We start from the raw sequence: 11,363 nt of genomic DNA on the forward strand, positions 1-11,363 counted from the left end.
CTCCTGCGAGGAACCTGCTTTCGACCCTATACCGCTTTGGCGCCGGTCACAGGCTTGGCGCCGGGGTCAGCAGATTCGGCAGGCAGGTGGACGTCATTGATTTCCACATTCACTTCCACCACGCGCAGGCCCACCAGCTGCTCCACCGCTCCGTAAACCGCCGCGCGGACGTTGTTGGCCACCGTGGTGAGGGCGGTGCCATAGACCGCCACCAGGCTGATATCCACGGCAACTTCACGTTCACCCACCTCCACATGCACGCCCTGGGTGGCGCTGGAGCCGCCGACGGCGTCCCGCACGGCTCCCAGCGCGCGTCCGGTGGTATTGCCGAGGGCATACACGCCGGAAACGGAGCGGGCGGCTATCGCAGCGACCTTGGCCACGGCCTGTTCACTGATCGCCGTCCGGCCGCCGATTCCGGTGGCGTCCGGGAGGCCGGCTGTGTCCGACGGCGGCACGGCAGCCGCGGAGGCGGGTGTGGTGACGGGGGCGGCGTGCGCGGGGGCAACGGGCGCTGGTGTGTTCCGGAGCTCATCCATGGGTTCAGCGTATCCCGGCGGCCCCGGGTTGTGCAGGGCGGCGGGTGGGCGGCTGCTCCATGCAGGGCGGCGGGTGGGCCTGCCATCTGCCCGGACACAAAGAAAAACCCCGTCCTGCCTCTTCCGAGACAGCTACGGGGTTTTAGCTGGTGGCTCCGACCGGCGTCGATCCGGTGACCTTTCGATTTTCAGTCGAACGCTCTACCAACTGAGCTACAGAGCCTGGCATCATCAACCGATGATCACCGAGATCTTCCAAATCGCTTCAGAAAATCCGAGCGACCCTGACGGGACTTGAACCCGCGACCTCCGCCGTGACAGGGCGGCGCGCTAACCAACTGCGCTACAGGGCCTTGCATTTCACGAGTGTCAACTCTACCAGATGAAATCCGGTTGAATTACCACTCCTGAGTACCCCCAACGGGATTCGAACCCGTGCCGCCGCCGTGAAAGGGCGGTGTCCTAGGCCGCTAGACGATGGGGGCCAACAGAACACACATGGATTGAAGCGGCCGGTGAACCAGTCGTTTCGCTCCGTTGTGGACTCTAAAACTATAGGGCCTATTTCCGGAATAAACAAAACGCCTCCGGTGAGGCACACGCCACTACAGTGGAGGGGTGCCAATTCAGATGAGTGCCGACGAGTTCGAGGCCTGCGTGGAAGCCGCCATCGACACCATTCCCGCAGATCTCTCCCGCGCCATGAGCAACGTGGCCATCTTCATTGAGGATGAGTACGTACCGGGCCCGCACGAGGATCCGGACACCGAGCTGCTGGGCGTGTACGAAGGCACACCTTTGACCGAACGGGACTCCTGGTGGGATGCCGGCTCGCTGCCGGACCGCATCGTGGTGTTCCGCGGACCCCTGCTGCGCATGTGCGAAAGCCGGGATGAAGTAGTGGATGAAGTCCGCATCACCGTCATTCATGAGGTGGCCCATCACTTCGGCATCGATGACGAGCGGCTGCACGAACTCGGTTGGGGCTAGCCTTAAACCATGAGTGACCATTCCGGCCACAGCCACGGCCTCAGCCCCGTCACCGCCACCGGGAAGCACCGCCGCCGCCTGCTGATTGTTTTCATCATCACTATGTCCGTGGTGCTGATCCAGGTGGCCGGCGCGCTGCTGTCCGGTTCACTGGCGCTGCTTGCCGACGCCGGGCACATGCTCTCGGACGCTGCCGGTGTCTCCATTGCCCTGGTGGCTGCGTGGATTGCGGCGCGCCCGCCCACAGCCCGGCGGACGTACGGCTACCAGCGCGCCGAGGTCCTGGCAGCGCTGGCCAATGCGGTGCTGCTCATCGTCATCGCGTCGGTCATCTTCATCGAGGCCCTGCGCCGGCTGGGGTCCCAGACGGAGGTCCACACCGGACTGATGCTCATCGCGGCGATCGTGGGCGGGCTGGCCAACCTGGCCTCCCTGCTGGTGCTGCATTCGGGCCGCAAGGAGTCCCTGAACGTACGCGGGGCCTATCTGGAAGTGCTCGGGGACCTGCTGGGCTCGGCGGCAGTGGTGGTTTCCGCCGTCGTTATTATGCTCACCGGCTACCAGCAGGCGGACACCTGGGCCTCCATCCTGATTGCCCTGATGATCCTGCCCCGGGCATGGTCGCTGCTGAAGGAAGTCATCGACGTGCTGCTTGAGGCCACCCCGGCCGGCGTGGATATTGCGCTGATCCGGGACCATATCGTCTCGGTCGACGGCGTAGCGGATGCACATGACATCCACATTTGGACCATTACCTCAGGGGTCCCGGTGTTCTCCGCGCATGTGGTGGTGGACGAGGAGCACCTCACCCCGGAAGGCATGGACCGGGTGCTGGACGGGCTGACCCGGTGCCTCAGCAGCCATTTCGATACTGACCACTGCACCTTCCAACTGGAGCCCGCCAGCCACGCGGTCCACGAAGGGCAGCAGCACGCCTAGGGCTGCGGGTTACTCCATCACCATGGGGCCGAAGTCCCGCCGGTCCAGCAGCCGCGGGTCCTCATGATCAGGCACCACCATCACCGGTCCCTTGGCATGGTGCAGCACGCTCTGGCTGGTGGAGCCCAGGAGCATTCCGGCGAAGCCGCCGCGGCCCCGGGTACCCAGCACCAGCAGTTCCACCTTCGCGGTCCGCTCCACCAGAATCTCCGGCGGCGCCCCATCCACCAGCTCCACGGTCATTTCCAGTGACGGGAAGTGGCTCTGCAGCCAGTCGCGGCCGGCGTCGAGCTGTTCGTGCAGTTCCGCATGCAGGGCCTCGATGTCCAGCGGCGCGGGCACCCAGGCCAGCGAGCCGCTGAAGGGCGGAAGTGAGCACAGGATGCGCAGCGGGAGGTTCATGCGCAGGGCCTGTTCGGCCGCGACCAGCGAGGCCGCGCGGCCCTGCTCCGAGCCGTCCACGCCCACCACCACGGCCTGGTGCACGGCATCAGGATCCGGTGAGTTGGCCGGCGGCTTCACCCCCGAATCCGGCAGGCGCCCGGCGGTGCGCAGGGGAACAATGACGGTGGGGCACTTTGCGTGGGCGGGCAGTGCGCTGGACACGGAACCCAGCAGCCGGCCGACAAATCCGCCGCGTCCGCGTGAACCCACCACCATCAGGTCCGCATCCTCGGACAATTCCAGCAGGACCGCGGCGGCGTCGCCGGTTTCCACGCGGGGAATGATTTCCAGGTTGTAGTGGCTGATCCGCGCCACGGCGTCATCCAGCACCTGCCGGGCGCCGTCGCGGATCATCTCGTCATCCACCGTGGTGTATCCGGCGTCCATGGAAGAGGCGGCAAAGATCGGCACCGTGTATGCCGTCACCACGTGAAGGGGGCACTGCCTGCGCCGGGCTTCACGGGCGGCCCAGAAAAGGGCGCACATGCTCTGATCGGATCCGTCGATGCCCACCACGATGCCCGCGGGCCCGTCTGCGCCGGGTCCGGTTCCCCAGGTCGAATCAGTCACGTGCTGCTCCTTCCGGTACCCAACCGGCAATCAGCGTCCGGCTGTCCTTAGCAGTAGCGTACCGCGCTGCGGCAACAGAACACGCTACCGCTGCGACGAGGTCCGCTATATGGTTCGCTCCCAGAGCCAGCGGCCTGTGGGGAGGTTCCGGACCCGACGGAAGGACAACACCGGCATGAACCCTGATCGCAACGGCGCGGGGCGTCAAACGCCGATTCCCGAACGGACCCGGACGGTGGTGATTGGCTGCGGACTCAGCGGGATGGCCGTAGCGGCCGAACTGAGCAGGCAGGGCGTGGACTCCATTGTGGTGCACGGGCCGGTTCCGGATGCGGAGGCCATCCGGGGAGCGGCGGCGGAGCCGGAACCCTACACGAAGCGGGACCAGCTGCGCCGGATTCTGCAGGGCTACGCTGCCAGCCACCAGCTGGATATCCGCGGCGACTCCCCGGCGAGGGATCTGCGCCGGGCTGCACCCTCAGGGCTACGCCCCTCCCCCGTGGCCGGCACGGGGAGGTGGGCGGTGCGTACGGGACGGGGGGTGCTGCTGGCCGACACCATTGTCCTCACCAGCTGCTCCCGCTCCGATCTGCGGAAGATGACCAAAGCCGCCGGGGTGGCCACCTGGCCCGAAACGGTAACCGCCCTGCGGGAGGCCGGCGTCTATTTTGTGGGCGTGGGCGGGACCATGCTGCCCACGGTCAGTGAACTCCTGCGTCAGGCCAAAGCCGCCGGCGAAGCCATCGCGGGTGTGATTCTGCCTACGGACGGGCCGAAAGTCAGTCCTCGCGCAACCGCCGCCGGACAATCAGTGCGATCAAAACGGCGACGGCGATAAGCACGACGACGGCGGGGACGGCTACCTGCCAGGAGAGACCGGTGTCCTCCCCCTGGTTCAGCACCGGCGTCTGCGAGGAATCGCCCGGCTCGGACGGCTGCACGGACGGGCCTGCAGCAGGGGCCGTCTCAGCTTCGCCTCCCGCGGCGGTGAAGCCGAAGGTCCCCTCAATCGGATGGGCATCCGAGGACACTACCCGCCACTGCACGGTGTACGTGCCCGCCGGCGCGCCGTCGCGCAGCCGCTGGGTGGCAGTGTTGTCCAGGATCCGCACATCACCGTCCGCCCAGTCAGTGCCGTCTTCGGCCAGTACCCTGACCTCGGAGCCGATTGCGGCCGGAGTGTTGGAGAAGGTCAGCTCCACCGCCTCGGGTGCGGAGTCCAGCACCGCACCGTCGGCGGGAACCGAGCCCGTCAGCTCATCGTGTGCTGCCGCCGGCGGCGCGGACAGCAGCAGCCCTGCGAATACGGCGAACAGCAAGGCGGCGAGCGCGGTGAAACCGGACAGGGACGGTCTGTTACGTACGAAGTTCCTCACTGTTTCAGCCTAGCCGCCCCCGGCCGGGGACGCCTCCGGGGCCGCGATAAGATCAAAGTGCAGGATTTCCCTCACTTCATCCCACCGTCAGTTCAGAGGACGCGTCATGCTCAAAAAAGGTTCAAAGCTGGACCGCTACTTCGAGATCACGAAACGGGGTTCATCCGTTGCCACCGAAGTGCGCGGCGGTCTGGCCACCTTCTTCGCGATGAGTTACATAGTGGTACTGAACCCGCTGATCCTTGGCGGCGAAGACTCCATGGGCAACACCATGCCCGGGCCGGCCATTGCCGCCGGAACGGCCCTCGTTGCGGGCATCCTCACCCTGATTATGGGCATTTGGGCCAAGCACCCCTTCGCTATCGCCACCGGCCTGGGCGTAAATGCCTTCGTGGCCGTGACTGTGGCTTCCAATGACGGCCTGACCTGGCCGGATGTGATGGGGCTGGTGGTCATTGCGGGCCTCGCCATGGTCATCCTGGTGCTGACCGGCTTCCGGACAGCCGTATTCCGTGCCGTCCCGCCCAGCCTGAAAACCGCGATTGTTGTGGGCATCGGTCTTTTCGTAACGCTCGTGGGACTGGTCAACGCCGGTTTTGTCCGGCGCAACCTGGACGAGGCCGGCACCACGGTTCCGTTGGGCCTGGGCAACGGAGGGGAACTGCTCGGCTGGCCTACCCTGGTGTTCGTCTTCGGCCTGCTGCTGACCATTGTGCTGATGGCACGCAAGGTCCGCGGCGCCATCCTGATCGGCATCCTGGCCTCCACTGTTTTCGCCGTACTCGTCGAGTGGCTGGCCAGCCCGGGCAGCCAGGGCGCCGGCGTTGCCACCGGCTGGTCGCTGGTAACACCCAGCGCACCCGAATGGGGAGCCCCCGATCTTTCCCTGATCGGCGATGTCAGCCTGGTCGGATCCTTCCAGACCCTGGGCGGCATCGCCGCCTCGCTGCTGGTCTTCGTGATCCTGCTCAGCATCTTCTTCGACGCCATGGGCACCATGGTGGGCCTGGCCGCCGGCGCCGGATCCATCGACAAGGACGGCAACATCCCCAACGTGGAGCGTGTACTCCTGGTTGATGCCGCGGGTGCGGTGGCAGGCGGCGGCGCCGGTGTTTCCTCCAACCAGATCTTCGTGGAATCCGGTGCCGGTATCGGTGAAGGCGCGCGGACCGGCCTGGCCTCCGTGGTGACCGGCCTGCTCTTCCTCGTGGCCATGTTCCTCACCCCGCTGATCTACCTGGTTCCGTTTGAGGCCGTGGCCCCCGCCCTGGTGGTTGTGGGCTACCTGATGGTTTCGCAGGTGGGCAAGATCGATTGGAACGACATCGGGCTGGCCCTGCCGTCCTTCCTGACCTTCGCGCTGATGCCGTTCACCTACTCGATCGCCAACGGCCTGGGCGCCGGGTTTATCTCCTTCACCGTGATCCGCCTCTTCCAGGGCCGCGGCCGCGAAGTGCATCCCCTGATGTACGTGGTCGCCGCAGCTTTCGCACTGTACTTCGGCGTAGGCCCGATCACGGAGCTGCTCGGCGTCTGAGTGACCTGATCCGGGTCCGCCGTTAGACACGGACCATAGCCAAAGAGGGGATCCCCGGCGTGAGCCGGGGATCCCCTCTTCTATTTCCCGTACGGAAACGCAGGCCCGCAGGCTAGGCGGCGACGGTGCGCTCCCAGACCCGGTGGCCGGCCAGCAGGCCGGTCAGTCCGGCAGTCACCTCAGCAGCTTCCCCCGTCACAACACCGGGGGCGTCAGTGGGGATGCCTGCTGCCATCAGGACGGAACTGCCGTCGCCCCAGGCGCCGATGGCCTTTGCATGGCGGAAGGCTTCGGCCAGCATCAGCGTCACCCTCGGGTCGAGGGAGGGATGACCCTCCGGATTGCCGGCCTTCGCGTCCAGGCTGCCGACGGCGTCGGTCGCCGGAGCACCCGAGGCCGCCACCACCACGGCGTCGAACTCAGTGGAACGGGCCGTCAGGTAGGTCCGCTGGACGGTAATCTCTCCGCCCAGCTTCCCGCCGTGGGGAGCCACTACCAGCGGAACCACTCCTTCCGCCTGCAGGGTGGCAAGCACCTCGGAAAGCGCACCGAGGTCGGTGGTGTCATCCGCCACCACACCGACTATCCGGCCGGCCACCGGCCAGGAGCCGCCGATCTGGCTCAGGGCAGGGCTGGGTGCGGTGTCTTCCACGGCAAGCTCCGGTTCCGGTGCTTCGAGGCCCAGTCCCATGGCGACCTCTGCGGCCAGCCGTGCGTCGATATTGGCGAGCGACTGGAGCTGGCGCAGCCGGATGTTCTCCTCGTAGCACTTGCCCAGTTCAAAGGTGTAGGCCTGAACCACGTGGTCCTGCTCCACCGGGGTCAGCGAGCGGAAAAACATCCGTGCCTGGCTGTAGTGGTCATCAAAGCTGGCCGGGTTTTCCCGCACCTTCCGGGACGCCGGCACTTCGGCCGGAACGTCAATGAAGGCACCCATGTCGGCGCCGGCCATAAAGGGGCAGCCGCCGTCCAGGGAATTGGGCTGGTACGGGGCCACACCCGCATGGTCGGCATCCTGGTGGAAGCCGTCGCGGAGCATGTCGTTCACCGGGGCGTGCGGGCGGTTGATGGGGATCTGGCTGAAGTTCGGTCCGCCCAGCCGGGTGAGCTGGGTGTCGATGTAGGAGAACAGCCGGCCCTGCAGCAGCGGATCATTGGTGACGTCGATGCCCGGCACGAGGTGGCCGGGGTGGAAGGCCACCTGCTCGGTTTCCGCGAAGAAGTTGGTGGGGTTGGCGTTGAGCGTCATGGTGCCGATGATCTGCACCGGAGCCAGTTCCTCGGGCACCAGCTTCGTCGGGTCCAGCAAGTCGATGCCCTCGAACATTTCATCCTCGGTGTCCGGGAACACCTGGATGCCCAGATCCCACTGCGGGAAGGCGCCTGCTTCGATGGCATCGGCCAGGTCCCGGCGGTGGAAATCAGGATCCATGCCGTTGATGATCTGTGCTTCCTCCCAGACCAGGGAGTGCACGCCCTGACGCGGCTTCCAGTGGAACTTCACCAGGGTGGTTTCCCCCTTGGCGTTGACCAGGCGGAAGGTATGGACGCCGAAGCCTTCCATGGTGCGGTAGGAACGCGGGATGCCGCGGTCGGACATATTCCACATGGTGTGGTGCTGCGCTTCGGTGTGGAGCGAGACAAAGTCCCAGAAAGTGTCATGAGCGCTTTGCGCCTGGGGGATTTCACGGTCCGGGTGCGGTTTGCCCGCGTGGATCACGTCAGGGAACTTGATGGCGTCCTGGATGAAGAAGACCGGAATGTTGTTGGCAACCAGGTCATAGTTGCCCTCGTCCGTGTAGAACTTGGTGCTGAAGCCCCGGGTGTCCCGGACCGTGTCGGCGGAGCCGCGGGATCCCAACACCGTGGAGAAGCGGACAAACACCGGTGTTTCCGTTCCCCTGGCCAGGAAACCGGCGCGGGTCACCCCTTCTGCGGCGCCGTTGGCCACAAATACGCCGTGAGCTGCGGCACCGCGGGCGTGGACTACACGCTCCGGGATGCGTTCATGGTCAACGTGGGTGATCTTTTCGCGCAGGTGGTGGTCCTGCAGGAGTACCGGCCCGCGCGGACCTGCCTTGAGGGAATGGTCGGTATCCCGCAGCCGTGCCCCCTGGGCGGTGGTCAGGTACCGTCCGCTCTGGGCGTTGGAGGACTTCGGCGCGCCGGTGGGAACTCCGGTGGGGGACACGGTCTCCGGTCCGTCCTGGTCCGGCTTGGGCGGCAACGGCTCGCGGGGTTCGATCGGCTCGGCCAGGGACGGGGCCGAGGCTGCCGGTGCGCCCGGAATGGGCAGGTCGGGATCGGATGTGCTCTTGTCAGACATGTAGCCTCCATCGTGGTTCAGACCAGCTGCCGGGAGGCGGCAGCATCTTTCCACCCTACTAAATTAGTAAGCAGGCTGACACTTAAGGGGAGGTTAGCTACTCACCGGATCATGCAGGATCCGGGCACCGGCGGCGAAGCTGCGCAGTTTCGCGTCATCCCAGAGATGCGCCGGCACGGCTCCGCCGAGCAGTGCACGAGGCAGGCCGGGATCCTCGGCAAACGGTGCATCGCTGCCGGCCAGGATGATGTTGCCGTAGCGGCGGCCCTTCAGCATGGCCGGATCGGCTATGGCTGCGGTATACCGGAAGGCTGCACAGATGGTGGCCGCCTCCGCACGCGCACCGCGCAGGTCCGGAGTGTCCCCGCAATTCACCACGTAGACCCCGTCCGGCGCCAGCACCCGCCGGGCATGCGCAGTGAACTCCGCCGTCGTCAGGGGCACCGGCGTCTTCGCGCCGGCGAACACATCCCGGATTACCAGGTCCCGGCTTCCGTCATGCAGGGTCTCCGTGACGGCCCGGGCCTCACCGACCCGGAGCCGCAGCAGCGGCGCCCGGGGCAGATCAAACCAGCCGCGGACCAGCTCGGCCAGGCGCCCGTCGAGTTCGACGGCGACCTGCCGCGCACCCGGATACACGGCGGCAAAATACCGCGCCAGGGAACATGCCGCACCGCCCAGGTGCAGGGCACGCAGGGAGGCATCCGGGCGCCAGCGGGATTCCACCAGGGCCGCAATCCAGCGCATGTACTCGAAATCCAGGTGCCGCGGGTCTGCCAGGTCAATGTGCGAGCTGTGCACCCCGTTGACCATGAGGATCCAGCTGTCGGAGGCGAAGGAGTCCGGCACCAGCTCACAGGTTCCGGTGTCGATGGGGTAGGTTCCAGCCACCGGCCCCGCTCCGGGCGCGGACGTTTCCACGGGGTCCTTACCGGGCCGCTTGCGCCCCATCAGTTCCTCACCATGCGGATTTCCACCATGCCGGTCCCGGCCCAGACCTGGGGCAGGTCCTTGACGGTTCCGTCCGGCACAAAGCCGTTCCGGCGGTAGAACGCCTGCGCCCGGACATTGTCTTCCAGCACCCAGACATAGGCCGGTGCGTCTGCCACGGCGTGTTCCAGCAGGGCCTGGCCCACTCCGCTGCCGTACGCCTCGGCCAGGATGTAGATGGACCACAGCTCCAGCGGCAGGGCAGCACGGATGTCTTCGTCCCGGGCCGGGCCGGCGGAGGCAAAGCCGAGAAGCCTGCCGTCCCCGGCATGGGCCAGCCAGGTCCGGATGGCGGGATCCGAGGCCTGCTCGGCCAGAGCTGCGCGCCGGTGTTCGACGGCGGCGCTGCGGTCCGCTTCCCGGCGCCGGAAGACCTCCTCGCCGAGGACGTGTGCATAGCTTTCGCGCCAGGACTGCAGATGTACGGAGACGAAGTCCGCGGCGTCGTCTGGCGTGGCACGCCGGATGCTAAAGTTCATGCCTCCAGCTTAAGCGCCGGGGCTGCCAGCACCCGCAGCGGGCTTCCGGGGCCGCGGGCCGCGGGCAGAGCGGTAGCTCCGGCTCGCTGACCGCCGCGGATCCCGTGTCATGGCAGATTTCGTCACCGCACTACCGCCATCGCGAAGCCGTCCCAGCCCTTGGACCCGACCGTCTGCAGTGCGGTCGCCTGCAGGCGCGGGTCCGAGCCGAGCAGATGCAGGACTTCCCGTGTCCCCTGCACCGCGGCGTCGCCGTCGGGATCCAGCACGCTGCCGCCGCGAACCACGTTGTCCACCACTATGACGCTGCCGGGTCGGGAGAGCCGCACCGCCCAGTCAAGGTAGACGGGATTGTTCACCTTGTCCGCATCGATGAAAACCAGGTCAAACGGCCCGGCGAGCGTGGGCAGCGTGTGAAGGGCCTCGCCCACGCGGATGGTGACCAGGCCGCCGAGCCCGGCCCGTTCCAGGTTGGCGCGGGCAACCTCGGCATGCCGGGGTTCGTATTCACAGGTGACCAGCTCGCCGTCGGGCGGCAGTGCCCGGGCGAGCCAGGCCGTACTGAAACCGCCGAGGGTGCCGATCTCAAGGATCCGCCGGGCACCCCGGATACCGGCCAGCAGCATCAGGAACTTGCCCTGGGCGGCGGATACCTCAATGGCCGGAAGCCCGGCGTCCGCCGTTGCAGTGACAATCCCGGTGAGGGCGGCGTCCGGTTGGACCACTTGGCCGTCCAGGTAGTCCTGCACCTGTTCCCAGTCCTGCATCGCTGCCGCTCCCGCTCTGCCGTATCCGGCGTTAGGCGTGCCCGCTCCGGTCATCCAGTTTTGTGAGGGCGCTTTCCAGCCGCTGGACCTTGCCGGCCAATTCGCCCGTATGGCCCGGCCGGATGTCCGCCTTCAGCACCAGGGAGACCCGGCTGCCGTACTGTCCCACTGCTTCTGTGGCCCGCCGGATCACGTCCATGACCTCATCCCACTCCCCCTCCACCGTGGTGAACATGGCGTCGGTGGAATTGGGCAGGCCGGAATCCCGGACAATCCTTACGGCTGCGGCGACGGCGTCATGCACCGAGGCATCTTGGGCAGGTCCGCCGGGCCGCGTGAGCGGGCCGGCACCGGACGGGGCAACAGAAAAGGCAACAAGCATGCGCCCAGTCTGCCACCGGAGCCG

Annotated in this window: 12 protein-coding genes and 3 tRNA genes; 4 read left to right on the forward strand and 11 right to left on the reverse strand. The window is 66.7% G+C overall.

Annotated features, from left to right (window positions below):
- Positions 1–26: 26 nt before the first annotated feature.
- From QWJ37_RS00290 to QWJ37_RS00305, 4 genes are all read right to left on the reverse strand, one after another.
- Entirely contained in the window at positions 27–539 is a 513-nt protein-coding gene (locus tag QWJ37_RS00290) for an Asp23/Gls24 family envelope stress response protein (RefSeq protein ID WP_290243248.1), read from the reverse strand.
- Between the two features lie 147 nt (positions 540–686).
- A tRNA-Phe gene (locus tag QWJ37_RS00295) sits at positions 687–762 on the reverse strand.
- Between the two features lie 56 nt (positions 763–818).
- A tRNA-Asp gene (locus QWJ37_RS00300) sits at positions 819–892 on the reverse strand.
- Between the two features lie 59 nt (positions 893–951).
- A tRNA-Glu gene (locus tag QWJ37_RS00305) sits at positions 952–1,024 on the reverse strand.
- Between the two features lie 145 nt (positions 1,025–1,169).
- Between QWJ37_RS00305 and QWJ37_RS00310 the strand changes: the two genes are divergently transcribed.
- Positions 1,170–1,529 (forward strand): metallopeptidase family protein, encoded by a 360-nt coding sequence (locus tag QWJ37_RS00310; protein WP_290244808.1) that lies wholly within the window; start codon positions 1,170–1,172, stop codon positions 1,527–1,529.
- 9 nt (positions 1,530–1,538) lie between these two features.
- Positions 1,539–2,468: a cation diffusion facilitator family transporter gene (locus QWJ37_RS00315; protein ID WP_227929731.1), complete on the forward strand. Its 930-nt coding sequence runs from the start codon at positions 1,539–1,541 to the stop codon at positions 2,466–2,468.
- A 9-nt stretch (positions 2,469–2,477) separates the two neighbouring features.
- Here QWJ37_RS00315 and QWJ37_RS00320 read toward each other — a convergent pair whose 3' ends face one another.
- Positions 2,478–3,482 carry a universal stress protein gene (locus QWJ37_RS00320; RefSeq protein ID WP_290243252.1) on the reverse strand — a complete coding sequence of 335 codons (1,005 nt, stop codon included), beginning with the start codon at positions 3,480–3,482 and terminating at the stop codon, positions 2,478–2,480.
- A 175-nt stretch (positions 3,483–3,657) separates the two neighbouring features.
- On the opposite strand from QWJ37_RS00320, the gene QWJ37_RS00325 reads away from it, so the two are divergent.
- Positions 3,658–4,320 carry an FAD-binding protein gene (locus QWJ37_RS00325; protein WP_290243253.1) on the forward strand — a complete coding sequence of 221 codons (663 nt, stop codon included), beginning with the start codon at positions 3,658–3,660 and terminating at the stop codon, positions 4,318–4,320.
- Here the strand turns inward: QWJ37_RS00325 and QWJ37_RS00330 are convergent.
- The gene (locus tag QWJ37_RS00330) at positions 4,262–4,858 is read right to left on the reverse strand and encodes a copper resistance CopC family protein (RefSeq protein WP_290243255.1); all 597 of its coding nucleotides are present in this window, start codon (positions 4,856–4,858) and stop codon (positions 4,262–4,264) included. The two genes, QWJ37_RS00325 and QWJ37_RS00330, sit on opposite strands and share 59 nt — an antisense overlap.
- A 106-nt stretch (positions 4,859–4,964) precedes the next feature.
- Here QWJ37_RS00330 and QWJ37_RS00335 point away from each other — a divergent pair, with 106 nt between their 5' ends.
- The gene (locus QWJ37_RS00335) at positions 4,965–6,395 is read left to right on the forward strand and encodes an NCS2 family permease (protein ID WP_227906019.1); all 1,431 of its coding nucleotides are present in this window, start codon (positions 4,965–4,967) and stop codon (positions 6,393–6,395) included.
- A 112-nt stretch (positions 6,396–6,507) separates the two neighbouring features.
- On the opposite strand, the gene QWJ37_RS00340 is transcribed toward QWJ37_RS00335, so the two are convergent.
- The 5 genes from QWJ37_RS00340 to QWJ37_RS00360 all read right to left on the reverse strand — a co-directional run bounded on the left by QWJ37_RS00340 (position 6,508) and on the right by QWJ37_RS00360 (position 11,339).
- On the reverse strand, positions 6,508–8,721 hold the full coding sequence (locus QWJ37_RS00340) for a catalase (RefSeq protein ID WP_290243259.1): 2,214 nt from the start codon (positions 8,719–8,721) through the stop codon (positions 6,508–6,510).
- Positions 8,722–8,814: 93 nt separating this feature from the next.
- A complete protein-coding gene (locus QWJ37_RS00345; protein WP_290243261.1) occupies positions 8,815–9,672 on the reverse strand; it encodes a fused MFS/spermidine synthase in 858 nt (285 codons plus the stop codon).
- Positions 9,672–10,190 carry a GNAT family N-acetyltransferase gene (locus QWJ37_RS00350; protein ID WP_290243263.1) on the reverse strand — a complete coding sequence of 173 codons (519 nt, stop codon included), beginning with the start codon at positions 10,188–10,190 and terminating at the stop codon, positions 9,672–9,674. The genes QWJ37_RS00345 and QWJ37_RS00350 overlap by 1 nt, the downstream gene beginning before the upstream one ends.
- Positions 10,191–10,312: 122 nt before the next feature.
- Positions 10,313–10,957 (reverse strand): O-methyltransferase, encoded by a 645-nt coding sequence (locus tag QWJ37_RS00355; RefSeq protein ID WP_290243264.1) that lies wholly within the window; start codon positions 10,955–10,957, stop codon positions 10,313–10,315.
- A gap of 31 nt (positions 10,958–10,988) precedes the next feature.
- Positions 10,989–11,339, reverse strand: a complete 351-nt coding sequence (locus tag QWJ37_RS00360; RefSeq protein WP_227903247.1) for a thiamine-binding protein — start codon at positions 11,337–11,339, stop codon at positions 10,989–10,991.
- Between the last annotated feature and the right edge of the window lie 24 nt (positions 11,340–11,363).

This window comes from Arthrobacter sp. YD2 (genome assembly GCF_030410475.1).
GTDB classification, from domain to species: Bacteria; Actinomycetota; Actinomycetes; order Actinomycetales; family Micrococcaceae; genus Arthrobacter_B; species Arthrobacter_B zhangbolii.